This window comes from Roseovarius atlanticus, from assembly GCF_001441615.1.
Lineage (GTDB): Bacteria > Pseudomonadota > Alphaproteobacteria > Rhodobacterales > Rhodobacteraceae > Roseovarius > Roseovarius atlanticus.
Window position 1 is genome coordinate 246,907 of the sequence record NZ_LAXJ01000002.1, and the last position, 23,837, is coordinate 270,743.

Sequence of the window (23,837 nt, forward strand, 5' to 3'; positions counted from 1 at the left end):
GGACGCAACGGCACCAACCTGACCGTGTATCCCGAAGGACGATCGGCCGCCCGTGCGCAGGACTCACACTTCTATGCGCGAAATGCCCCCGCGCCGGTCATGGCGCGGGGAGCGTAGGTTTCGATCAACTGGCGATCAGATGTCGAGCACGCGGTCGCGCTGCGAACGGAAGCTGCCTTCGGAGCGGCTGATCCACGAGGCCGAGCTTGCCAGCGACTCGCGGTAGCTGTCATAGGCTTTCTTGTAGAGTTCGTCGCCCATGTTCTGTTGCAGCACTTCCTGTGCCGCGGCACCAAACGCGTCCCAGACCTCGTCGGGGAATTCGCGCAATGTGACGCCCGACGATTGCAGACGCTGAAGCGCCGCACCGTTGTTGGCCATGAACTGAGACATGTTCCAGATGTTGGTGGCTTGTGCCGCGTTCGAGATGATCGACTGCTGCGCCGGGGTCAGGCTCTCGTAGACTTCGAGGCCGACGACACAGTTCAGGTTGGGGCCGGGCTCGTGGAAGCCGGCGGTGTAGTAGGTCTTGGTGATCTCCTGGAAACCGGCCTTTTCGTCCGCCCAGGGGCCGATCCACTCGGTGCCGTCGATAGCACCGGACGACAGCGCCTGGTACACTTCCGAGCCGGGCAGGTTCTGAACGCTGGCGCCGAGTTTGCCCAGCACCTCGCCGCCCTGGCCGGGCATACGGAAGCGCAGGCCCTGGAAGTCCTCGGGCGAGTTGATTTCCTTGGCGAACCAGCCACCCGATTGCGGGCCGGTGTTGCCGCAGGGGAATGCTTTCAGGCCGAAGATCGAGTAAAGCTCGTCACCCAGCTCCTTGCCGCCGTCGATATACCACCAGTTGGAATATTCCTGGAAGGTCATGCCGAAGGGGATCTGCGAGTAGAATGACAACGCCGGGTGCTGGCCGAGGAAATAATAGTCCACGCCGTGGTACATGTCGGCCTGGCCGGCGGTGACGGCGTCGAACACTTCGAACGCACCCACCAGTTCGCCCGCCGCTTTCAGGTCGACGGTCAGCTGGCCATCGCTCATCGCGGTGATCTGGTCGGCACAGTACTGAGCGGCGTCATGGACGCCGGCAAGACCCCGGCCCCAAGTTGTGACCATGGTCAGCGTGCGGTTGCCCTGGGCATAGGCCGGAGCCGCCAGCGACGTGGCTGCCGCGGCCGAGCCGCCCAATGCGGTATTCTTCAAAAATGAACGACGATCCATAAGGTATATCCTCCCAATTGATAAAGCGCACATGCCGTCCCTAGCAGCCTGCGCGCGGACCGTTGCAGGTGTCGGGACACTATCGTGTACACGGATCAAAGGGAATACCGAGTAGTGCGTAGCTTTTGTGCCGAACACATCCGGAAATAGCTGAATCCGATCAGAATTCGGGCGTCCTCGCGGCGGCGCGGCATTTCCCTACGACGCGCAAAGCTAGGCTTCGGACAAGATTCGCATTAACGATTCGCAAAAGGAGAATCGATGACCAGACCGCAGCTGAATTACGGTCAGAAACTTTTTCTGACAGCGACCCTGCCCCTTATCCTGGCCATGGTGACGATTTCCGTACTGGTGACGTTGCAGTCGCGGCAGATGGCAGAGCGCGAGATCCACACGCTGGAAGAAAAACTGATTGCGGCCAAGCGGGACGAATTGAAAAATTATCTTTCGCTCGCGCGTACGGCGGTCATCAATATCTACGGGCGCGCGGCACCGGATGACGAGGCGGCCAAGCTGGTCGTCACGCAGATCCTGTCCGCCATGATTTATGGTCAGGACGGCTATTTCTTCGTCTACGACTATGACGGAAACAACCTTGTCAGCCCTCGCCATACCCAGCTGATCGGACGCAACTGGAGCGGAATGCAGGATGGCGCCGGCATTCCGATCACCGATGAATTGATCCGCATCGCCCGCACAGGCGGCGGCTATCACAGTTATGAATGGACCAAGCCGTCGACCGGCGAGACGGCACAGATGGTCACCTATGTCATCGGGTTCCAGGATTGGCGGTGGGCCATCGGCACGGGGGTCTTCATCGACGATGTCATCGCCGCCGTGAACAGCGCGCGCGCCACCGTGGAAGATCGCGTTCAGCGCACGTTTCTCTATATCGGCGGTCTGACCATGGGCGCGCTTCTGCTGGTGTTCACCTCGGGGCTGTTCATCAACATACGAGAGCGACGGGTCGCGGACGCCAAGCTGAAGAAATTGACCCAACGGGTGTTCGACGCCCAAGAAGAAGAACGTGGACGCGTGGCGCGCGAATTGCATGACGGGATCAGCCAGATCCTGGTCGGTGTCCGCTATGCGCTCGACAGCGCCCGCCGCCGGTTCGAAACCGGAGACGCGCGCGCCGGAGAGACGCTGGACCGTGGCATCCTGAACCTTTCGGGCGCGATCCAGGAAGTGCGCCGCATTTCGCGCGACTTGCGCCCCGGTGTGCTGGACGATCTGGGCGTCGGTCCCGCGCTGAAATCGCTGGTCGAGGACTTTGGCGCGCGCACGGGCCTCAGAACCGAGTTCCGCACCGTGCCGTTCCGCAACCGTCTGGACGATGACGCCAAGACCGCGCTTTACCGCGTGGCACAGGAAGCCCTGACCAACATCGAACGCCACGCCGATGCCACCTGCGTCTCGGTCGATGTGCGCGGTCACAAGAACGGCGCGACCTTGCGGATTTCGGACAATGGGCGCGGGATGGATCCGGGTCGGTCCTTTGCCACGAATTCGCAAGGCTTGGGCCTGCGCAACATGCAGGAGCGCATCGAACAATTGGACGGCACGCTGCGCATTCTGGGCTCGAAGAGCGGGACCGTGATCGAGGCCAACGTGCCGCTGACCCATATGCTGCAACCGGAAGACGGCTCTGGCTCGAACACACAAACAAGGGCAAGCGCATGACCGACCCCATCCGTATCGCCATTGTCGATGACCACCCCATGGTGGCCGAAGGCATCGAGGCCATCCTTGAAAGCTATGACGATATCGAAGTGGTGGCGACCCTGTCCTCGGGGCAGGATATCATCGACAAGGCCCCTGCCCTTGACCCCGATGTGATCCTGCTGGACCTCAACATGCCGGGGATCGGCGGGCTGTCCACCACCGAAATCCTGCTGGAGCGGCGTCCCGACACACGCATCCTGATCCTGTCGATGCACGACAGCCCCGAATACATCAGTTCCGCTCTGGGCCACGGCGCCATGGGCTATGTGCTGAAGGACGTACCGACCGAAGAGATCAAGCGCGCCATCGACGCGGTCGGCAGGGGCGAGCGCTATCTTTGCACAGGCGCCCAGGGCTCGCTTGCGCCCGACACACGGGACGGCCGCGTTCAGTTGACCAACCGCGAACAGACGATCCTGCTGCAACTGGCGCAAGGCAGGTCGAACAAGGAAGTGGCGCAGGCGCTGGACATCTCGGTGCGCACCGTGGAAACACACCGCAAGAACATCAAGCGCAAGCTGGGAATAAGTTCGACCGCCGGCCTGACGCGCTATGCGATGGAACATGGCGTGCTCCAGGGAACCGGCGTCTCGCTCTAGCCACGAGCCACCCGCCCCCTGATCAACTTTTCGGCACCTGATGCCGCGGCGCAGAAAAATTTATGCTGCACCCCTTCCATATTTTTACGAATCTGTCATCGTTAACTCATTCTTGGCCATGGGGGACACCATGCAGGACGTTCAAGAAGACTACGGCGAAAGCACGGTGGAGTTCGCCGATTTCACCTTCGACCGCCAGAAAGCCGTGTGTTACGGCCTTCAGAATAACGCAGGCGGCACCACGACGATCATCAACTTTGCATCGCAGCGATTGGCCGACAGGTTTCGCACGGCCTATCTCAACGAGTTGAACATCCGCATCATCCAGAACGAGGCGCAGCTGATCTGTTTCGCGGATTACGACACGGTGATGCGCAAATCCCAGGATGATCCGCGGGTTCAGTCTCTCCACTACAACCGCGACTACATGATGGGCGCGCTGGGCCACATGATGTAGGGCTTGTGACCCAAGAGTCTTCGTCCGAAGTCGCTTGGGTCAGAAAATTCGTACGAATTTTCTTCAACCCAGCGGCGCGCCGTCGTCGCGCTTGACGGCCACGATTGCCGAGCGGGGCAACTTGCCCTCGCCATCAGGGAACGGCGCATCGGGATGCTGGATGCCCACGAACATCGTGCGCCGGTCGGTCGACCAGGTCAGCCCCGTCACCTCTGACCCTTTCGGCCCCGTAAGGAACCGGGCGATTTCACCGGTCACCGAATCGCCCGCCAGCATCTGGTTGTTGCCCATGCCTTCGAATTCGCCCTCGTTGCTGTCATCGCCATCGGTCTGGATCCAAACCAGCCCCGCACTGTCGAAGGCCATTCCGTCGGGCGAGTTGAACATGTTCCCGGCGGTAACGTTGTCGGACCCGCCATAGACGTTGTTGTAGACCTCGGGGTTGCCCGCCATCACGTACAGATCCCAGGTAAAGCGGTCATCGGCGTGATTGTCATTTTCCGGCCGCCAGCGGACGATCTGACCGTAATTGTTGGTCTCGCGCGGATTGGGCCCGTTGACGGGCGTCTCGTCGCCGCCAGCGTTCGGTTTGACGCCTCGGTTCTTGTTGTTGGTCAGACAGCAATAGGCCTCGACCGCATGAGGGTTCGCGGCGATCCACTCGGGGCGGTCCATCGTCGTGGCACCCACCGCCGAGCCCGCCTGACGGGCAAAGATCAGGATCTCGGCAAGGCTGCCCATGCCCGTCGTCTCGGGCGTAAGGGCCAGCCACTCGCCGCTCTGGTCATCGTTGAACTTCGCCACCGAAAGCGTGCCGTCATCCAGCAGACCCTCGGTCGGGCCGCCCGGCGTGTAGGTGCCGTTAGAGACGAACCGATAGAGGAACTCGCCGCGTTCGTCGTCGCCCATATAGACCACGACCCGCCCATCGGGCGCCAACACCGCCTCGGCATTCTCGTGCTTGAACCGGCCAAGTCCGGTATGTTTGACCGGTGTGCTGTCAGGATCGGCGGGGTTGATCTCGACCACCCAGCCGGCCCGATGCGGCTCGTTGGGGTTTTTCGAGACGTCGAAACGCGCGTCCCACTTGTGATAGTCATAGTCCCAGCCATCCGGGCCGATGCCGTACCGTTCGTACCCCGCAGTGACCGCTTCGCCGGCCTCTATCGGGCCAGTGGCGCCGAAATAACCGTTGAAGTTTTCCTCGCAGGTCAGATAGGTGCCCCAGGGCGTCTTGCCCGACCCGCAATTGTTGAAGGTCCCAAGGCTTTCGGTGCCGGTGGGATCGGCTTCGGTCTGCATCAATTCATGCCCCGCCGCCGGTCCGGCAATGGTCATCGGCGTCAGGTGCGTGATGCGGCGATTCAGCGGGCTGTCCTTGACCACGCGCCAACCATCGGTGTCTTCGGCCACCTCGATCACCGCGACACCCTGAAGGTTTTGCAGCTTGCGCACGTCTTCAAGGCCCGTCGGCGTGCCGTCCTCGGTATGGGGCAGGTTCACCTCTGGATTGGTGTATTCGTGGTTTATGGCCAGAAGCTGGCGACTGCCGATCTGGAAACTTTCCATCCCGTCGGTGTTTTCACCAAAGACGCGGTCGGCGCTGCCGGCGGCGCCGCCGGTGTCATGATCGAACTCCGGCGCGTCCGGGAAAATCGGATCGCCCCAGCGCACCAGTACGTCCCAGTTGTAGCCTTCGGGCACATGAACGGTGTTGTCGGTCTGGATCGCGATCGGGGCAAAGGCGAAACGGCTGGCCGCTTGAGCCTGCGCAGAGGTGCCCGACAGCAGCGCGGCCCCCGTGCCCATTGCCGCGGCCCCCGAGCCAAAGGCCAGCACCCCGCCCAGAAAGCCGCGGCGCGAAATGGCGGCCTCGACCACGCGGTCAAACCCGTTCTCTTCGGGACGCGGGTGCATCTTTTCGTCCCATTCGTCGGCACTCAGGCGGGTGTGGTCGGCGTCTTTCATGGCTGGTCTCCAGGATGGTGATGGCGTGGGATCATCCCAAGGTTGTCACATGAGTGTAACAGCTCTCGGACGGGTTCGTGACGATCGTGCAAACCTGCGCGTTTCTGCCGCGCCATTTTTCGCGCAACAAATGCAAAGAAATCGCCCTCTCGCGCGACATTTATCGCGGAAAGCCTGTTGACGCTTCTGACACCCGCACATAATGTCCCCGAACGCAGCAAGGAGTCGCCAATAATGGCATCGCTAATCGTAGTCGTAGGTGAATGGCGCATGGGCCGGTAACGGACACCATAACGGTACCCCATGCGCCCTCGGAACCCTCCGGGGGCTTTTTTATGCGTAACGCAAAGACACACATGTCATGAACGGAGCAAAACGATGACACGTCAGATGACCGGAGCGAAAATGGTGGTTCAGGCCTTGAAGGATCAGGGTGTGGACGTCGTATTCGGATATCCCGGCGGTGCCGTGCTACCGATTTATGACGAGATCTTTCAACAGAACGACATTCGCCACATCCTTGTCCGGCATGAGCAAGGCGCGGTGCACGCCGCCGAAGGCTATGCGCGCTCGACCGGCAAGCCCGGCGTCGTTCTGGTGACATCCGGCCCCGGCGCGACCAACGCCGTCACGGGCCTGACCGACGCGCTGATGGATTCGATCCCGCTGATCGTTCTGACAGGCCAGGTGCCCACCTTCATGATCGGATCGGACGCCTTTCAGGAGGCGGATACAGTCGGCATCACCCGTCCCTGCACCAAGCATAACTGGCTGGTCAAGGAAACCGAGCGCCTGGCGCAGACCATCCACGAGGCTTTTCATGTGGCGACCTCGGGCCGGCCCGGGCCGGTGCTGGTCGATATTCCCAAGGACGTGCAATTCGCTTCGGCCAAGTACCTGGAGCCGGCGCAGACCAAGACCTCGCATTACCAGCCGCAGACCAACGGCGATATCGACACGATCACCGAACTGGTCGAGGCGTTGGAACAGGCCGAACGCCCCGTCTTTTACACCGGCGGCGGCGTTATCAATTCCGGCGACGAGGCGAGCGCGCTTTTGCGCGAACTGGTCGATGCCACGGGCATCCCGATCACCTCGACCCTGATGGGTCTCGGGTGTTATCCGGCCTCGGGCAAGAACTGGCTGGGGATGCTGGGGATGCACGGCCTTTACGAGGCCAACATGGCGATGCACGACTGCGACCTGATGATCAATATCGGCGCGCGTTTCGATGACCGGATCACCGGGCGGCTGGACGCTTTCTCACCTGGGTCGCAGCGGGCGCATATCGACATCGACCCGTCCTCGATCAACAAGGTGATCCGAACCGATTTCCCCATCGTGGGCGACGTCAAGGAAGTTCTGCGCCAGATGCTGTCGGTCTGGAAGGACCGCGGGGCCAAGGTCAAACGCGAGGCCATCCAGAACTGGTGGGGCCGGATCGAGGAATGGAAGAAGATCAACTGCCTGGCGTTCACGCAGACAGGCAAGACGATCAAGCCGCAGCACGCGGTGCACCGTCTGGAGGAGCTGACCAAGGGGCATGATCGCTACATCTGTACCGAGGTTGGCCAGCACCAGATGTGGGCGGCGCAATACCTGGGCTTCGAGCACCCCAACCGTTGGATGACCTCCGGCGGGCTGGGCACCATGGGCTATGGCTTCCCGGCGTCGATCGGCGTTCAGGTGGCGCACCCCGAGGCATTGGTGATCAACGTCGCGGGCGAGGCGTCGTGGCTGATGAACATGCAGGAAATGGGTACGGCAGTGCAGTATCGCCTGCCGGTCAAACAGTTCATCCTCAACAACGAACGCCTTGGCATGGTGCGCCAGTGGCAGGAACTGCTGCATGGCGAGCGGTATTCGCATTCGTGGTCCGACGCCCTGCCCGATTTCGTCAAGTTGGCCGAGGCGTTTGGCGCCAAGGGGATCCAGTGTTCGGACCCGGCGGATCTTGATGACGCGATCATGGAAATGGTGAACTACGACGGGCCGGTCATCTTCGACTGCCTGGTCGAGAAGCACGAGAACTGCTTCCCGATGATCCCGTCGGGCAAGGCCCATAACGAGATGCTGCTGGGCGAAAATGCGTCCACCGCCGATGCCATCGACGCAGGCGGGGGGGTGCTGGTGTAGACCAGTCCCGTTCCCGCTCTGCACGACACACTTAAAAGGACCAAGGCCGATGTCAGCCCTGAAACTCAAGAAAGGCGCTTCCAGCCACTCCGCCTATAATCTACGGCCCACTTTCTCGGACGCCGAAGAGCGTCACACTCTGGCCGTCATCGTGGACAACGAACCGGGCGTGCTGGCGCGCGTCATCGGGCTCTTTTCCGGACGCGGCTACAACATCGACAGCCTGACCGTGGCGGAGGTAGATCACACCGGACACATGTCGCGCATCACGATCGTCACCACCGGCACGCCGCAGATCATCGAGCAGATCAAGGCGCAGCTGGGCCGGATCGTGGTGGTGCATGACGTGCATGACCTGACCGTCGAAGGACGCACGGTAGAGCGCGAACTGGCCCTATTGCGCGTCACCGGCACCGGCGACAAACGGGTCGAGGCGTTGCGGCTGGCGGATATCTTCCGCGCAAACGTGGTGGACAGCACTCTGGACAGCTTTGTCTTCGAGATCACCGGCACGTCTGAAAAGGTCGACGCCTTCGCCGACCTCATGCGCCCGCTGGGGCTGGAAGAAATCGCTCGCACAGGTGTCGCCGCCCTTTCGCGCGGAACCTGAGCGACGCCGAAACCTGTCTCAGCGGGACTGACGCAGTTTTTCAAGGCTGTTGCCGGTGTTCCGCGATATCGCTGCATCACGGCCACGTGTTCCGGTCGGGGCCACAAAAGGAAGTATCTTTCGCTCCGGCGCCGCCGGCGAAGCCGCGGCAACATCCTTTGACGCGGCGCCGCGCAAATCTCGGGCAAGGCGCGGATATTCATCACTCGTGACGACCTTCACCTCGAACGCGAGGCGCATCCCGCGACCGTCGCGGATCTTGAACGCAACGAAGTCGCCCTCCTCGAATGTAGAGGCATCCGACATATTGGCCGGCTCCCCCTCGAAAAAGGCCAGGTCGCCGTGATCTTCGCACCAGATCAGCGCACGGTTTGTGCATCGATCAGCCCACAATACTGCGCCGTACATAGCACCCTCGCTTCCATCCTGAATTCAGGATAGGACACCGACCTGATGCGATCACTGGAAATTTGAAGCTTAGTCACCACCCATTTGTGTCAGCCTCACACAAACCTGACGCTAAAGCGCGTCAATTTCTGGACAGAATCGTCTATCTTCGTGTATCGAGTGCATTACATGCCGTCGCACTGCTTCGAGTGGTGTATCGGAAAATCCAGAATCGGTGCTGTTTTGAACGTGAAAACGCCATCATCCGGGTCGCCGAGCAAGGCCACCGATCCCGCGGTCCTACGCGGCATCTTCGGGCGGAACCTGCAGATCCTCAGCTCCCCTTACAAGTCGGTCTCCGGCTTGTGTCGCGATATCGGGATCAACCGCACGCAGTTCAATCGCTACCTGTCGGGCGAAAGCTTTCCACGGCCGGACCAGCTGCACCGGATCTGTGAGTTCTTCGATGTGGATGCCCGCATTCTTCTTGAGCCGGTCGAAGGAATTTATACGACCTCGCCGGAACTTCTGGGCCACGCGTTTTTGTCGGGGTTCTTCGGCGCGGCCCCTACAGCCGTGCCGGAAGACATGTTTCCCAGCGGGTTCTACAGCTTCGTCAGGCGGTCTTTCATCGATGATTTCCTTTTCACGATCGGCCTCGTCCACGTGCACCGCGAGGCACCCTATACGTTTCTGCGCGGGTTCGAGCCGCGCGATGCCATGCGCAATCAGGGTCTGTCGACGGAACCCGGCCACCGCGAGTTCCGCGGTCTGATCATGCGGCAGGAGGAAGGCGTCGCGGCGCTGGTCACGCATCGCAACTCTCTGGCCTGTTCGTTCAATTTCCTGACGCCAGAAACCTCGTTCCAGTCGAATATCTGGGAAGGGTACGCGACACGCACCGTGCGCGAAAAGGTGACAGGGCGGCGCGCGGCGCGGATGGTCTACGAGTATCTGGGCACCGGACTGAAAAAGGCGCTGCCGGTGGCCCGGCAGGCAGGCCTCGTGTCGCTGGAAGACGTGCCGGCCTTCCATGCACGCCTGCTGCGCCTGAATGAGGAATTCCGCTAGGACACGGCAAGTACCCGGACCCTGATCGAACGCACCGTGGTCGGATCAAGCAATTTGATGTCGTGAATCGTCGGTTTCTCAAGGACTGTTTCATGCAATCGGAGAGCATCACCAGCCAAGGGGATGTGTTACCGATGTCTGCAACGATCACCGATCTCTCTGCCGTACGCGCCAGTGTCGACAAAGCCAATGGCCTGCCCAACGCACATTACATCGACCCCGCCGTTTATGCCGAGGAACGTCAGGCGCTGCTCTATACGCAGTGGGCCGGGCTGTCTGTGGCCGCTGACGTGGCGGAGCCGGGGGATGCAAAGCCGATCGAGTTTCTGGGGATGCCCCTGCTGCTATTGCGTGACAAGGACGGGGACGTCCGGGTGTTTCAGAACATCTGCCGCCACCGGGGCATGATCCTGGTGGACGCGCCGCGCAAGATCGAGGGCGCGATCCGCTGCCCCTATCATTCCTGGTGCTATTCGACCAAAGGCAAGCTGGTCTCGACCCCGCATGTGGGTGGGCCGGGCCACAACACGCACGAGGCGATCAAGCGCGACGACCTGGGCCTGATCGAGGTGCGCAGCCATGTGTGGCGTGATGTTGTCTGGGTCAACATTTCAGGCGATGCGCCGGCCTTCGAGGACGCCATGAAGGACGTCATGGAGCGCTGGTCGGAATTCGAACTGCCGGTCTATCACGGCGGGATCGACAGCAAGATCGAGTTCGAGGTCAACACCAACTGGAAGCTTGCGGTCGAGAACTACTGCGAGAGCTATCACCTGCCGTGGGTGCATCCGGGCCTGAACAGCTATTCCAAGCTGGAAGACCACTACAACATCGAAAAGCCCGGTGCATTCTCTGGCCAGGGCACCATGGTCTATCGTCAGCTGACCAACGAGAACGGCGAAAAGTTCCCGGATTTTGAAGGGGTTGGCGCGAAGTGGAATGAGCAGGCCGAGTATATTGCGGTCTACCCGAACGTTCTGCTGGGCGTGCATCGCGACCATGCCTTCGCCATCATCCTGGAGCCGAAAGGCCCCGAGAAAACGGTCGAGCATATCCACCTCTACTATTCCGTTCCCAACAGCGATGAAGGGCTGCGGATGCGCAACACGCAGCTTTGGAAGACGGTGTTCGAGGAAGACATCTTTGTCGTCGAGGGGATGCAGCGCGGGCGCCACGCGGACCAGTTCGACGGGGGGCGTTTCTCGCCGGTGATGGACAGCCCGACCCATTGTTTTCATGACTGGGTCGCCGGCAAGGTCGAGGCCTATCGCGGCATGGGAAAGGCGGCGGAATGAGTGCCGTTCTGGACAACGCAATGATCGCCGCGCACGAGGCGCATGACAGCGTCGCTCTGGTGCGGCTTTACACCGAAGCCGCAGATGCGGCGAACGATCTGGACGCGTCGTGCTTTTACTTGACCCATGCGTATGTCTTTGCGCTGGAGGCCGGGGCGCCGGCGGCGCGGCGGCTGCATCAGCGGCTGGTGCGGCACGGGCGCGAGGCGTGAGGCGACTCGGAGGTTAATTTTGAGGAACGCCCGATTCCGGCGTCGGTATCGCGTCGGTATTTGGGTGGTACCCGCGTCGGTGCGGTTGTCACGGGGCCCAAGTTAACAGGGCGTGCGGTGCGGTGGCGCGATCAGGCGGAGGTGAAGATCGGGTGAAGGGTGCGCGCGGTGGGGGACGCGTGGGTTTTCACCCACCCTACGCGGAGGGGGACGGGGCATCCCGGACCTGATCCGGGATCTCTTGCGTTGGGAAGCATTCCGCCCTGCCCGCAAATCGAACGATGAACGGGCCAAAACCGCCTTAATGGGATGGCAGGCATTTCGCGCGACACTGAGCGAAACACCTGTCGAGGCCACATGCAGAGCAGACCGGACAATACCCCGATAACCCGCCACGCGCGGCTGTTCGAATTGCTGCGGCAGGAGAACGTCGCGCGGCGGGTGCGTGACAGGGCCGATGCCGGCCAGATCGGCGACGGCAACGCGGCGCTGGCGTTTCGCGAACTGGCGGAGCTGTCCTTTGAGGCGCGGCCCGCGGTGCTTTAGCCCCGGAAGCCCGTGGCCACGACGAATTTCTCGGAACTGTCCGAGCGCGAGGCGGGCGGCTTGACGTTGGCGACCTTGGTGAAGCGTTGCTTCAGCAGTTTCTGCAAATCGCCCTCGGCCCCGCCGGCGAGGACCTTGGAGACGAAGGTGCCGCCCTCTTCCAGAACGTCGAAGGCCAGATAGGCGGCGGCCTCGCAAAGGGCGATGATGCGCAAATGGTCGGTCTGCTTGTGCCCCGAGGACGCGGCGGCCATGTCGGACATGACCACGTCCGCGCGGCCCCCAAGCCACTCCTTCACTTTTTCGTCAGCGTCGTCTTCCATGAAGTCGAGCACGTGCAGCTCGACGCCCGCGATGGGCTCGACCTCTTGCAGGTCGACGCCGAGGATATAGCCCTGCGCCTTGCCGGATTTCTCGCCCAGGGCGTTCACGCGCGGCACCGCCACCTGGCACCAGCCGCCGGGGGCGCAGCCAAGGTCCACCACCCGCGCGCCGGGGACGAGAAAGCGGAACTTGTCGTCCAGTTCCATGATCTTGTAGGCGGCGCGGCCACGATAGCCTTCGGCCTGGGCGCGTTTCACGTAAGGATCGTTCAGCTGCCGTTGCAGCCAGCGGGTGGAACTGCTGCGGCGGCCCTTGGCGGTCTTGACCTTGACGGTCAGGTCGCGCTGGCCGCGGCCGGAGGTGTTCTTGCCCGTGGGTTTCTTCGTCATCAGTCCTGTCCTTCGATCAGCACGCCGTCGGCGGCCATCTGGGCGTAGAGCATCCCCTCGCGCAGGCCGCGGTCGGCCACCGACAGGCGGTCGGTGGGCCAGCAGCGCAGAAGCGCCTGAAGGATCGCGGCGCCCGACATGATCAGCGCCTGCCGGTCCAGCCCGATGCGCGGGTCGCGGCGGCGCCCAGCGGGGCCCATGGCGAGGTAGTCGCGAATGACCTTGTCGATCTGGTCGGAGGTCATGCGCAGCCCGTCGACCTTGTTGCGGTCGTACCGCTTGAGGCCGAGGTGGCTGGCGGCCACGGTCGTCACGGTGCCCGAGGTGCCGACGATCTGGAAACCTGCGCGCGGCGGCTCGTCCTTGTAAGGGGCGAATTCGGCGAGGTTTTCCTCGAAGAACCAGCTCATCAGGGCAAAGCGGGCGGCGTCATCCTCGACATCGTTGAACTGGTCGCGCAGCGTCGCCACCCCGAGCGGCACGCTGATCCAGTCGACCACGCGGGCCGAGGGGCCGTCGCTGCGCCGGGCGTCGGGAAAGCCGCCATGCATCCGCATGATGGCCGAAGCCCGTTCGCGCGGGCGCACGTTGGTGAGGTCGATCCAGACAAGCTCGGTCGAGCCGCCGCCGATGTCGACGACCAGCAGTTGTTCGGTCTTCTTGCTGACCAGTGGCGCGCAGGAGACGACGGCCAGCTGCGCCTCTTCCTGGGGTTCGATAATGTCGAGGCGCAGGCCGGTTTCCCGCTCGACCTTTTTCATGAAGGCGGCGCCGTTGGAGGCGCGGCGGCAGGCCTCGGTCGCGACGAGCCGCATCCGGCGCACCTTGTTGCGCTTGAGTTTCTGCTGGCAGACGCGCAGGGCCTGAATGGTGCGGTAGATCGAGGCGCGCGACAGCTTGCCGGTCTGTTCCAGCCCCTGGCCCAGTTGCACCGATTTCGAGAAGCTGTCCACGACCTTGAACTGAGCGCCGTCCGGTCGGGCGATCAGCATACGACAGCTGTTCGTTCCCAGATCCAGCGCCGCGTAAAGCGGGCCGGATTCGGGCGAGATCAGTGCGGGGCTTTCGACCTTTGGCCGTCCATTTGAACGAGGGACCGCGCCCGCACTTTCGGGACGCTTGGGCGCCATAACACACGCCCTCCATTTCGAGTTGATATAAAGGTAGTGGTTGCAGGCGGTCCGCGCAAGCTTTGAGCCGTGCGGAGGTTAAACTTGACTCATTTTCCGGTGGCTTGCAGTGGCCTTGAAACGACATGCCGGTTAGGGTGACGTCGCTGGAAGATGCCGTTAAGTCGAAAAACGACCCTGTCGGGCGCGGCTGGTGAATTAGAGAGAGTCAACCGAGGTAGAGGAATCAGCGATGGTTGATGTGACTGTGGTATACTGGCGGGACATCCCAGCGCAGGTGATCGTCGGCAAGGGCCGGCGCGGGTCCAAGCGCCCCCTGCCCGAGCGGTTCGAGCAGGCCATCGACCGTGCCGCCATGAAGGTCGGCGCCGAGGATACCGATGCCTATCTCGCCGAATGGCGCAAGGCCGCCCCCTATGAGGTGGAGGGCGAGGCCGATGCGGTGGCCGAGGCCGAGGCGGCACGGCTGGACAGGGAATACGATCAGGCGCGCATCAAGCAGCTGATCGCGAATGACGGTTGGGCCGGCTCGTCGTGAGTTCGGGCCGCAAATCTTTCTGGGAGGCCGCGATGGCGCTTTTGAACTTCAAGAAACGTGAGACCCCGGGCGCACGCACGGTCAACCCGCAGGTGGAGGCGTTGCTGGACGGCTATTCCATCGAGGTGATGCCGCGCACCGCCGAGAAGGTGGACAATTTCCGCGACCTGCTGCCCGAAGGCACGCGGGTCTATATCGCGCATATCGAAGGCACGCCGATCGAGGACATGGTCACCACCGCCAAGCGCGTGGCCGCCGAGGGCTACAAGGTGATGCCGCACTTTCCGGCGCGGATCATCAAGGACCAGGCCACGCTGGAGGACTGGATCGCGCGTTACCAGGGCGAGGCGGGCGTCAGCCAAGCGCTGGTGCTGGCCGGCGGCGTGAAAGAGCCGCATGGCGATTTCGACAGCTCGATGCAGCTACTGGAGTCGGGCGCGTTCGACCGTGCGGGCTTTAAGCGGCTGCACGTGGCGGGGCACCCCGAGGGCAACCGCGACATCGACCCCGATGGCGGCATGAAGAATGTCGAGGATGCGATGCAGTGGAAGCAGAAATTCTCGGAGCGGACCGACGCCGAGATGGCGCTGGCCACGCAGTTCGCGTTCGACGCCGACCCGATCATCAAGTGGGCGAACGACCTGTCGGCCGCGGGCATCACCCTGCCCATCCATATCGGCATCGCGGGCCCGGCGAAGCTGCAGACGCTGATCAAGTTCGCCATTGCCTGTGGCGTGGGCCCGTCGCTGAAAGTGCTGCAAAAGCGCGCGATGGACGTCTCCAAGCTGCTGTTGCCCTACGAGCCGACGGATGTTCTGACCAAGCTGGCGGCGCACAAGGCGGCCAACCCGGATTTCAACATCACCAACGTGCACTTCTTCCCGCTGGGCGGCATCAAGACCAATGCCGAGTGGGCGATCGAAAACGGTGGCGCGTCGACCGTGCCCGCCGCCAAGCAAGGATAAATCATGACGCGTACCATCGTCGAAAGCAAAACCAAGACCGCCATCATCGGGTTCGACCAGCCGTTCTGCGTGATCGGTGAACGGATCAACCCGACGGGCCGCAAGAAACTGGCCGCCGAGCTGGAAGCGGGTGATTTCTCGACCGTTGAGGCCGACGCCATCGCGCAGGTCGCGGCGGGGGCGACGGTTCTGGATATCAACGCGGGCGTTGTCTACAACTCGAACCCCGATCCCAACCAGACCGAACCGCCGCTGATGCGCAAGGTCGTGGAACTGGTGCAGGGGCTGGTGGATGTGCCGCTGTGCATCGACAGCTCGGTGCCCGGTGCGCTGGAAGCGGGGCTTGAGACCTGCGAGGGCCGCCCGCTGCTGAACTCGGTCACGGGCGAGGAAGAGCGTCTTGAGCTGGTTCTGCCGCTGGTCAAGAAATACAACGTACCGGTGGTGGCGATTTCCAACGACGACACCGGGATTTCGGAAGATCCCGACGTGCGCTTTGCCGTGGCCAAGAAGATCGTGGAACGGGCGGCCGATTATGGCATCCCGGCGCATGACATCGTGGTCGATCCGCTGGTCATGCCGATCGGCGCGATGGGCACGGCCGGATTGCAGGTCTTTACCCTGGTGCGCCGTCTGCGCGAAGAACTGGGTGTGAACACCACTTGCGGTGCGTCGAACATCAGCTTCGGCCTGCCCAACCGGCACGGCATCAACAACGCGTTCCTGCCGATGGCGATGGGCGCGGGCATGACGTCCGCTATCATGAACCCGATCGCCCTGCCCGTGAAGGAGGCAGACAAGGCGGCAAAGCGCGCCGAGGCCGAGGCCGCGGGGATCATCGTCCCCGAGGACATGGACGACGAGACCTTTTGCCAGCTGTTCGGGCTGGGCAGCACCAAGCCACGCGCGGGCAAGGAAATGGAGGCCATCCGCGCCGCCAACTTCCTGACCAACAACGACCCGCATGGCGGCGAGTGGATCAAGTTCAACAAGGCCCCGCCGAAAGCCGGCGAAGAAGAGGCCGGACGTGGTGGCCGTGGCGGACGCAGGCGTCGCCGGGCCTGAACACCCGGACAGTGAATTCTGGAAAGCCCCGGTCTCGCGCCGGGGCTTTTTCATTGTGCGAGGGCGGTGAGCGAGCTTCAGACATGCCCGAAATCCTGGTAGCTGTCCGTTGGCACAGGGGGTCGCAATAGCCGGTTTCTGCGCGTAATTATATTTGCCTTGATATTTGGTGTGTGGGATGCCAGCCTACCAGCGTGGGCAAAAAAACAGCGCGTACGAGGAGGTTCGCGCTGCCTCAATTTGCCCTGACAACAAAGAGTATCGCCCGACGCGTGTCACGGACGACCCGAGCGGCCTCAGGGCGCATCGAGCTGGTCCTGCGAAGGGCTTGCACGATGTCTGGGAGGACAAGAGTTGAGTGACATTTCAATACCAGCGGGAGGCAAGGATACCGCCGAAAGCGGATCCGATGCCGTGCCAGGCGAAACGATCTACCTCGATGCGCCGGGAACGACGCTGAAGGACACCTGGAAGAACGCAGGCCCGGGCATCGCCGCCGCGATGACGGGCATCGGGGCGAGCCACATCATGCACGGTCCGACCGCCGGCGCGCAGTACGGTTACGCCCTGCTGTGGATCATCCCGGCGGCCTATATCCTGAAATACTGCTGTTTCGAATTCGCGCACCGCTACACGATGGTGAAGGGCGAAAGCATTATGAACGCGTATGCCCGCGTCGGCCAGTGGCCGTTCTGGTATCTTGGCTTCCAGTCGCTGGCCAACACCTTTGGCATTGCGGGGCGGGCCCTGGGGTGCGGTGCGCTGCTTTGGGCCGCGTTTCCCTTCATGTCGCTGGAAATGTGGTCGATGTCCGTCCTGCTGATCAGTGTCGCGATCCTGTGGCTGGGCAAGTACGAGGTGTTCGAAGGCGTGGTGAAGGTGGCGATCATCGTCTTCGCGCTGTCGTCCTTCATCGCCTTCGCGCTGCAGGCACCGCCCCCGGGCGAGTACCTGTCGCGGCTGATGCCGAGCCTTCCTCCGGCCGGGGCCATGATCCTGTTCGGGGCGATGTTCGGGTATTTTCCGACCACGACCGAGGTGTCCGCGATGCAGTCCAACTGGGCCGTCGACAAGAAGAGCGGCATGGTCTACGTCAAGGAAATGCGCGAGAAGGGCCACAAGGTCGAAGTGCATCCCGACTACATGAAGAACTCGATGATCCTCTATCGCCGCGACATGAACGTGTCCTATATCGTCGCGGCGCTGACCGGCATGGTGTTCCTGATCGTGGGTGCAGTGGTGCTGAACCCGATCGGTCTGGTTCCCGCGGGGCGTGAAATGGGCGTGACGATCGCGCGCATCTATACCGACACGTTCGGCGCGTGGGTCTTCCCGATCATCATCGCGGGCGGTATCGCGGCGCTGTTCTCGACCGTTTTCACCTATTTCGACGGTCAGGCGCGGGTGTTCGAGGAATGCTGTGTGCGGCTGAAGACAAGCTGGGACACGCCCGGAACGCGCAAGCTGATCAACCGCGGGTTCCAGGTGTTGTGGGTCATCGGGGGGGCTGCGGTGATGTTCGGATTGCCGAAGCCGATCCTGGTGGTGCAGCTTGCCTCGATCCTGGCGCTGGTCTTCTCGCCGGTCATCTACTGGCTGACGATCAAGGCGATCACCGACGGCTTCCAGACGCCCGAGGAGCGCGAGCACATGCCCGGCCGCTTCATGATGGGGCTGGCCTGGGCCGGGACGATCGGCCTGACCCTGGTGTCGATCTACGTGCTGTTCATGATGGCGACGGCCTAGCGCGCCCCGACCTTGTACGAAAAGGCCGCGCCACGGGATACCGTGGCGCGGCTTTTTTCATGGGCGGGCCGGATGCGACACCCCTGCCCCGGACGCGCGTGCTGCCGCGTCAGACGATGAGCACTGGCACGGGCGAGAGATACGTCACCTTCTGCGAGACGCTGCCGAGAAGATAACCTTCCATCGAGCCCATGCCGCGGCGGCCGATCACGACCAGGTCGATGCCGTGATCCTCGACGAATTTCACGATGTTGCGCGAGGTGGGCCCGGCCTTGACGAAGGCGCGCACGTCGGTCTTGCCCGCATCCTGGGCGCGTTTCTTGGCGGTGCCCACGACCTCTTCGGCGTGGGTGCGCATGGCGTCGTCCATGTTGCCCGGATCGTCGGGACGGACCATGGAGAGCGACGCCTCGAGCATCGAATGGTGGCGGTAGACGGTCAGGATCGTCAGTGCGGCCCCGCCGCAGAGCGCGGCCATTTCGATGGCCTTGTCCACGGCCAGCTCGGAATTGGGCGACCCGTCGAAGGGCACCAGGATGGATTTGTACATGTCTCTCCTCCGGTTACTTGTCGAAGGCCAGGTCCCGCAGGAACAGGGCGATCTGGGGGAAGAAGATCAGCAGCACGGCGACCGACAGCAGGATGAAGATGAAGGGCGGCGTGCCGCGGATCACCTCCATGTACGGACGCTTGAAGACTGCTATGGCGGTGAAGATGTCACAGCCGAAGGGCGGCGTGGCCGAGCCGATGGCGACCTGAAGCGTGATGATCGTGCCGACCAGCACCGGGTCGAGGCCGACGGAGTCGACCACGGGCGCGAAGATCGGAACCAGCACCAGGATCACAACGATGGGGTCGACGAACATGCAGCCCACGAAGAAGGCGATGGAGATGACGAAAAGCACGCCGATCTGGCCCATCTCGTCGATGCCGATGGAGCCGAGGATTTCCTGCGGGATCTGGGCGAAGGAAATGACCCAAGAGAACGCGGCCCCCACGCCGACGAGGATGAACACCACGGCGGTGATGAGGCCGGTGGACTTGGCCGTCTCATAGACGCCCTTGAGGTCCATCTCGCGGAAGATGATGACCTCGAGCACCAGCGCGTAGAGAACGCAGGCCGCCGCCGCCTCGGTCGGGCTGAAGATGCCGCCGTAGATGCCGCCGATGATGATCACCGGAAAGCCCAGCGGCCAGAGCGCCTTGCGCGCGGCGTTGAAACGTTCGCCCCAGCTGTATTTCGGCTCGGTCGGCACGTTGTGGCGCACCGCGTAGATCCAGGCGTAGACCGAGAACAGGAACAGGATCAGCAGGCCCGGCCCGATGCCGGCGATGAAAAGCTCGGCGATGGAGGTGTTGGAGACGACGCCGTAGATGATCATGCCGATGGAGGGCGGGATCAGGAAGGCGATGTCCGAGGCGTTGACGATGAGCGCGAGGATGAAGCTGTCGTTATAGCCCGCCTTTTGCATCCGGGGGCGCAGGGGCGAGCCGACGGCCACAACGGTGGCCTGGGTGGAGCCCGAGACCGCGCCGAACATGGTGCAGGCCGCGGCGGTGGACACGGCAAGCCCGCCCTTGAGATGCCCCACGAAGGCCATGACAAGGTCGATCAGGCGGTTGGCGGATTGTCCGCGCGTCATGATGTCGGCGGCGAAGATGAACATCGGCACCGCGATCAGGGACGCGGGCCGGATGCCGGCCATGATCTGCTGGATCATGGTTTCAAGCTGACCGAAACCGCCGAACATGGTGTAGAAGCCGACGAAAGCGGCGACGATCAGCGGGATCATCATCGGAAAGCCCAGGAGCAGAAGGACGACCATGATGGAAAAGATGGTAAGGGCCATCGCTCAGACCTCCTTCTCGGTGTCGTCATACCCTTCGAGCACGGCGGTCGAGAGGTAGATATCCTTGTCGATGATGTTCTTGATGGCGGTCAGCAGGTACTGCACCCCCGTCATGAAGAAGCCGATGGGCACCCAGACAAGGGTGATCCAGACCGGTATCTGAAGCGAGGGCAGGACGCGGCCCCTGCCCGACTGTGTGAGGATGTAGCCGTAGGCGTAATAGGCCAAGCCGAACATGAAAACGGCGGTAACCAGCGTGATCACGATCATCATCAGCTTGCGCGCCTTGGGGGGCATGGTGTCGTAGATCGCGGACATGCGGATATGCCGGCCATGGCGGGCGGCATAGCTGATCCCGGCAAACGTGATCAGGATGATGAGGATGCGGTTCAGCTCTTCGGAAAAGAAGATGCTGTTCTGAAAGACGAAGCGCCCGACCACGTTGGCGATGGTGTTGGCCGCCATCAACAGAACACCGACGGCAAGCATCACCGCCTCGATCTTGCTGATGAGAATGTCGATGGTGCCCAGGATCCCGGGCAGCGTGGAGACGTATTCGCCCGTGGGTTCGTCGTCCACTCCGGTGGTGTCGGTCTGCGACTGGATCTGAGAGCCGTGTTCGTCTGACATAGGCTGTCCCCGCGTTCAGTAGACTGGAACGGCGGCCACGCGGGAAGGCGCAGCCGCCGAACGGGTTATCGTTATTGCACGGCTTCGAGGTCGGCCTTGAGCTGATCGAGGATCTTCTTGCCGCCATCCCCGGTCATTTCGAGGAAGGTTTCCTCGACCGAGGCGCCGGCCTCGACGAAGGGCTGGCGCTCTTCCTCGGACAGGGTGTTGACCTGCATCGAGGGCTTGGCTTCCTTGATCTTCTCGATGCTCTCTTCGTGCAGGCCCTTCTGGTAGTCGATGATGTGGTCGAAGGCGACGTCGATCGCATTCTGGATCACCGTCTGGTCCTCTTCCGACAGACCGTCATAGAAGTCCTTGTTGGCCATCACGGCGGTGGTGAAGTTGTTGTGGCCGGCACAGGTGATGACCTCGGTCACCTCGTACATCTTGGTCGACTCGATGAAGAACATCGGGTTTTCCTGGCCCTGGATGATGCCGGTCTGAAGCGCGCCGTAGACCTCGCCCCAGGGCAACGGCGTGGGCGTGGCACCGAAGGCCTTGTAGCTTTCCACCAAGAGCGGGTTGGTCATGACGCGGAACTTGACCTGGTCGAGATCGGGCGGCCCGGTGACGGGTTCCTGCGTGGTCATGCAGACCTCGCCTTCGGGGAACATGGTCAAGAGTTCCAGCCCCTGCTCGGCGTAAAGCTCGGGGAACATCTCGTTGATGGCCTTGGAGGTGCGGAAGAACTCGCCCAGTTTTTCGGTGTCCTGCGGCAAGAGGTAGGGCACGAAGAAGACCTGCGCCTCGGGGATCAGCGAGCCGGTGAAGCCCGGGCTTTGATCGACGAATTGCAGGATGCCGGTCTGGGCCTGTTCCATCGTGTCGGCGGATTCACCCAGCGTGCCGTAGGGGAAGAGCTGCACGGTGTGGTCGGAATTGGCCTCGACCTCTTCCTTGAACTTCTGGGCATAGACGCCCTGCACCTCGTCGAGCGCCTCCTCGAAAGCGTAGCGCCAGGTCTCGGCATTCGCGACGCTTGCGCTGAGCGCAATGCCGGCGGCGACCGCGGCGGCAAAGGATTTGGGCAAAACTCTAGCCATGTCATATCTCCCATTTCATTCTTGACTGACCCTAGGCTGAGGGGCGCGCGGTGAGGTGTCAATCCACTTGTCCGCGCCGCCGGACGCGCTACACCGCCGGCTGGGCCGCCTTGTGCCATCAAACTTATCGTTTTATAACAATGTTTTGCTCATGAATTCGCCTGAAGTTTTCGGGCGCGACGGATTGCCTGAAAATTAAGCGGCGTTTGTGGTCAACTTGGTGTTTCCCATCGAAATCAGGAGGGAAAAGCGCGCATTTCGCGGTGAATGCGAACTGTGTCGCGCCGGGACGGGCGCGCCAGAAGAGCGGGCTGAAGCGGCCTGACGCGGGCTGCCCACTGGGCAAAGAACCGTCGCGGCCCCGGTGTTGTTTGCCGCTTGACGCGGCACCGGAAAGGGCGGAAGGATCGTGCGTTCGGCCCCTTGCGACAGGAGTTTCGCGCCGTGAATAAAGACGCGTTCGTGGAAGCGCTGACCGCGGCCGCCTATGATGGCGGACGGGTGGCGGGCGACATCCTGCGCGGGGCGGAACATCCCGTCGGGCGCGGCGTGTCGACCGAGCGTAAGGCCCGTGCCGCGTGGCTGGCCGGGCTGGACGAGGAAAGCCGCGCACGGGTGCGGCAGCTGGTGGACGAAGGCGTTCATGCCGGTGTCTTCGGTGTGCTGGCGGTGCTGGACGGGGTGCGCGCGATCGAGGATGGCGCGGTGGCGGGAAAGCTGATGCTGAGCCACGTGGCGCTGGACGGCACGGAGACGCCGCTGAACCCCGATAGCGGCGAGATGCTGCATGACCTGTTCAACTGGTTCAGCCGAGATGGGGTGGCCAGCGCCCCGTCCGGTGGCTGAGCGGCAGAGGAAGGTCCATGGCCCAATGCCGCGAGACCCCCGCGAGCCTGTCGCCTGACGCGTTGGATCTGTTGCAGCGCGTGCTGGGGGCGTCGCTGCCGCCCGCATACCGCACGCATCTGGCCACCCGGAACGGCTGGATGCCCGAGAAGACGGTGTTTGCCTTTGCCGGGAAAACCGGCACGCGCCGGTCGAACCTGCACGTGCTTTATGCGGTGAATGCCGCTGAGGATTGGGCCGACCTATGGGCCGTGAACCGGACCTTTGCCGAGGACACCGGCCCGTGGCACCTTTGCATCGGCGCGGATGACGGCGGCAACCAGCTGGTGCTGGCGCTGAAAGGCCCGGAGCACGGCAAGGTGTTTTTCTGGGCTGTCGACCTGCCCTTTGCGGAGGGGCTGCGCGTGGTCGCGCCGGATTTCGGCGCGTTCCTGTCGGGGCTGACGGGGCCGGACCCCCTGCCCGGCCGCGCCGACGCGGCGCGCTGATGCCGCGCTGCACCTACTTTTACGCCACCGCAGGGGATTTCATTCAACTGATGCGCCCGGTAGAGGCCGAGGCGGCCTTCAGCTATGTCTGGCTGGCGAATGAAGAGACACCGGCGCTTGAGCGCCGTTCGAGCGCCGCCGACATACCTGACCTCTTGCGGGGCTTTCCCGGGCATTTCACGCAGACGCTTTGCCTGGTGCCGTGCGGGGCCGTTCTGATGCCGGAGTGCCGGGAGACGTCGCGAGGACCGCGGTATTTCCTGTACCCGAAAGACGTGGATGCGGCGGTGGTGTTTCAGCTTCAAGGCGCGCGTGAGGGCGGCGCGTTGCTGCGGTCGCGCTGGTGGGTGCATGGCGACGCGGAGCACGCGGTGGCCCTGGGACGGGTCATCGCCCGGCACATGCGACGGGAGTTTCAAAACCTGCGCGGGCCAAAACTGGGGCCCGAGGCGTTTGCGGTGTTGCAAGCCGGAGGGCGGCTGACCTTTGACGTGAACGCCCCGCCAGAGCAGGATCTGCGGCTGGTCTAGGCCGCGCAGCGGGATGGCGGCGCC

The 23,837-nt window shown here is 62.7% G+C and carries 25 protein-coding genes; 16 read left to right on the forward strand and 9 right to left on the reverse strand.

Annotated features, from left to right (window positions below):
* Positions 1 to 135: 135 nt before the first annotated feature.
* Positions 136 to 1,221 (reverse strand): TRAP transporter substrate-binding protein, encoded by a 1,086-nt coding sequence (locus XM53_RS01490; protein ID WP_057789556.1) that lies wholly within the window; start codon positions 1,219 to 1,221, stop codon positions 136 to 138.
* A gap of 261 nt (positions 1,222 to 1,482) precedes the next feature.
* On the opposite strand from XM53_RS01490, the gene XM53_RS01495 reads away from it, so the two are divergent.
* The 3 genes from XM53_RS01495 to XM53_RS01505 all read left to right on the forward strand — a co-directional run bounded on the left by XM53_RS01495 (position 1,483) and on the right by XM53_RS01505 (position 4,002).
* Complete coding sequence (locus XM53_RS01495; protein WP_057789557.1) at positions 1,483 to 2,904, forward strand: cache domain-containing protein; 1,422 nt, start codon at positions 1,483 to 1,485, stop codon at positions 2,902 to 2,904.
* The gene (locus tag XM53_RS01500) at positions 2,901 to 3,545 is read left to right on the forward strand and encodes a response regulator (RefSeq protein WP_057789558.1); all 645 of its coding nucleotides are present in this window, start codon (positions 2,901 to 2,903) and stop codon (positions 3,543 to 3,545) included. The genes XM53_RS01495 and XM53_RS01500 overlap by 4 nt, the downstream gene beginning before the upstream one ends.
* 130 nt (positions 3,546 to 3,675) lie before the next feature.
* Entirely contained in the window at positions 3,676 to 4,002 is a 327-nt protein-coding gene (locus tag XM53_RS01505; protein ID WP_144435413.1) for a hypothetical protein, read from the forward strand.
* A gap of 63 nt (positions 4,003 to 4,065) precedes the next feature.
* Here XM53_RS01505 and XM53_RS01510 read toward each other — a convergent pair whose 3' ends face one another.
* Complete coding sequence (locus XM53_RS01510) at positions 4,066 to 5,970, reverse strand: PhoX family protein (RefSeq protein WP_057789562.1); 1,905 nt, start codon at positions 5,968 to 5,970, stop codon at positions 4,066 to 4,068.
* A 378-nt stretch (positions 5,971 to 6,348) separates the two neighbouring features.
* On the opposite strand from XM53_RS01510, the gene XM53_RS01515 reads away from it, so the two are divergent.
* Together XM53_RS01515 and ilvN are read left to right on the forward strand one after the other, a co-directional pair.
* Entirely contained in the window at positions 6,349 to 8,106 is a 1,758-nt protein-coding gene (locus tag XM53_RS01515; protein WP_057789564.1) for an acetolactate synthase 3 large subunit, read from the forward strand.
* A gap of 49 nt (positions 8,107 to 8,155) precedes the next feature.
* The gene (gene ilvN / locus XM53_RS01520) at positions 8,156 to 8,716 is read left to right on the forward strand and encodes an acetolactate synthase small subunit (RefSeq protein ID WP_057789566.1); all 561 of its coding nucleotides are present in this window, start codon (positions 8,156 to 8,158) and stop codon (positions 8,714 to 8,716) included.
* Between the two features lie 18 nt (positions 8,717 to 8,734).
* On the opposite strand, the gene XM53_RS01525 is transcribed toward ilvN, so the two are convergent.
* Positions 8,735 to 9,124, reverse strand: coding sequence for a hypothetical protein (locus XM53_RS01525; RefSeq protein WP_057789568.1), 390 nt, complete (start codon positions 9,122 to 9,124; stop codon positions 8,735 to 8,737).
* Between the two features lie 228 nt (positions 9,125 to 9,352).
* On the opposite strand from XM53_RS01525, the gene XM53_RS01530 reads away from it, so the two are divergent.
* The 4 genes from XM53_RS01530 to XM53_RS01545 all read left to right on the forward strand — a co-directional run bounded on the left by XM53_RS01530 (position 9,353) and on the right by XM53_RS01545 (position 12,227).
* Positions 9,353 to 10,174, forward strand: coding sequence for a helix-turn-helix domain-containing protein (locus XM53_RS01530; RefSeq protein WP_057790285.1), 822 nt, complete (start codon positions 9,353 to 9,355; stop codon positions 10,172 to 10,174).
* A 134-nt stretch (positions 10,175 to 10,308) separates the two neighbouring features.
* Positions 10,309 to 11,469, forward strand: a complete 1,161-nt coding sequence (locus XM53_RS01535) for an aromatic ring-hydroxylating oxygenase subunit alpha (protein WP_057790287.1) — start codon at positions 10,309 to 10,311, stop codon at positions 11,467 to 11,469.
* Positions 11,466 to 11,681: a hypothetical protein gene (locus XM53_RS01540; protein ID WP_057789571.1), complete on the forward strand. Its 216-nt coding sequence runs from the start codon at positions 11,466 to 11,468 to the stop codon at positions 11,679 to 11,681. The genes XM53_RS01535 and XM53_RS01540 overlap by 4 nt, the downstream gene beginning before the upstream one ends.
* A 357-nt stretch (positions 11,682 to 12,038) precedes the next feature.
* On the forward strand, positions 12,039 to 12,227 hold the full coding sequence (locus tag XM53_RS01545) for a hypothetical protein (protein ID WP_057789573.1): 189 nt from the start codon (positions 12,039 to 12,041) through the stop codon (positions 12,225 to 12,227).
* On the opposite strand, the gene XM53_RS01550 is transcribed toward XM53_RS01545, so the two are convergent.
* Together XM53_RS01550 and XM53_RS01555 are read right to left on the reverse strand one after the other, a co-directional pair.
* On the reverse strand, positions 12,224 to 12,940 hold the full coding sequence (locus XM53_RS01550; protein WP_057789575.1) for an RlmE family RNA methyltransferase: 717 nt from the start codon (positions 12,938 to 12,940) through the stop codon (positions 12,224 to 12,226). The genes XM53_RS01545 and XM53_RS01550 overlap by 4 nt on opposite strands.
* On the reverse strand, positions 12,940 to 14,070 hold the full coding sequence (locus XM53_RS01555) for a Ppx/GppA phosphatase family protein (RefSeq protein ID WP_057789577.1): 1,131 nt from the start codon (positions 14,068 to 14,070) through the stop codon (positions 12,940 to 12,942). The genes XM53_RS01550 and XM53_RS01555 overlap by 1 nt, the downstream gene beginning before the upstream one ends.
* Before the next feature lie 232 nt (positions 14,071 to 14,302).
* On the opposite strand from XM53_RS01555, the gene XM53_RS01560 reads away from it, so the two are divergent.
* The 4 genes from XM53_RS01560 to XM53_RS01575 all read left to right on the forward strand — a co-directional run bounded on the left by XM53_RS01560 (position 14,303) and on the right by XM53_RS01575 (position 18,384).
* Entirely contained in the window at positions 14,303 to 14,608 is a 306-nt protein-coding gene (locus tag XM53_RS01560) for a virulence factor (RefSeq protein ID WP_057789579.1), read from the forward strand.
* 32 nt (positions 14,609 to 14,640) lie between these two features.
* Positions 14,641 to 15,573 carry a methylenetetrahydrofolate reductase gene (locus tag XM53_RS01565; RefSeq protein WP_057790289.1) on the forward strand — a complete coding sequence of 311 codons (933 nt, stop codon included), beginning with the start codon at positions 14,641 to 14,643 and terminating at the stop codon, positions 15,571 to 15,573.
* A 3-nt stretch (positions 15,574 to 15,576) separates the two neighbouring features.
* Entirely contained in the window at positions 15,577 to 16,638 is a 1,062-nt protein-coding gene (locus tag XM53_RS01570) for a methyltetrahydrofolate cobalamin methyltransferase (protein WP_057789581.1), read from the forward strand.
* Positions 16,639 to 16,992: 354 nt separating this feature from the next.
* Entirely contained in the window at positions 16,993 to 18,384 is a 1,392-nt protein-coding gene (locus tag XM53_RS01575; protein WP_201455362.1) for an Nramp family divalent metal transporter, read from the forward strand.
* Positions 18,385 to 18,493: 109 nt separating this feature from the next.
* On the opposite strand, the gene XM53_RS01580 is transcribed toward XM53_RS01575, so the two are convergent.
* From XM53_RS01580 to XM53_RS01595, 4 genes are all read right to left on the reverse strand, one after another.
* On the reverse strand, positions 18,494 to 18,934 hold the full coding sequence (locus XM53_RS01580) for a universal stress protein (RefSeq protein WP_057789584.1): 441 nt from the start codon (positions 18,932 to 18,934) through the stop codon (positions 18,494 to 18,496).
* Between the two features lie 13 nt (positions 18,935 to 18,947).
* A complete protein-coding gene (locus XM53_RS01585) occupies positions 18,948 to 20,234 on the reverse strand; it encodes a TRAP transporter large permease (RefSeq protein ID WP_057789586.1) in 1,287 nt (428 codons plus the stop codon).
* 3 nt (positions 20,235 to 20,237) lie between these two features.
* A complete protein-coding gene (locus tag XM53_RS01590) occupies positions 20,238 to 20,864 on the reverse strand; it encodes a TRAP transporter small permease (RefSeq protein WP_082630669.1) in 627 nt (208 codons plus the stop codon).
* Between the two features lie 71 nt (positions 20,865 to 20,935).
* Positions 20,936 to 21,949 (reverse strand): TRAP transporter substrate-binding protein, encoded by a 1,014-nt coding sequence (locus XM53_RS01595; RefSeq protein WP_057789588.1) that lies wholly within the window; start codon positions 21,947 to 21,949, stop codon positions 20,936 to 20,938.
* A gap of 444 nt (positions 21,950 to 22,393) precedes the next feature.
* Between XM53_RS01595 and XM53_RS01600 the strand changes: the two genes are divergently transcribed.
* The 3 genes from XM53_RS01600 to XM53_RS01610 are packed head-to-tail and all read left to right on the forward strand — an operon-like array spanning position 22,394 to position 23,813.
* Entirely contained in the window at positions 22,394 to 22,795 is a 402-nt protein-coding gene (locus XM53_RS01600; protein WP_144435415.1) for a hypothetical protein, read from the forward strand.
* Between the two features lie 17 nt (positions 22,796 to 22,812).
* Positions 22,813 to 23,283 carry an SMI1/KNR4 family protein gene (locus XM53_RS01605; protein WP_057789592.1) on the forward strand — a complete coding sequence of 157 codons (471 nt, stop codon included), beginning with the start codon at positions 22,813 to 22,815 and terminating at the stop codon, positions 23,281 to 23,283.
* The gene (locus XM53_RS01610) at positions 23,283 to 23,813 is read left to right on the forward strand and encodes a hypothetical protein (RefSeq protein WP_057789595.1); all 531 of its coding nucleotides are present in this window, start codon (positions 23,283 to 23,285) and stop codon (positions 23,811 to 23,813) included. Before XM53_RS01605 ends, XM53_RS01610 begins: the two co-directional genes overlap by 1 nt.
* Positions 23,814 to 23,837: the final 24 nt, after the last annotated feature.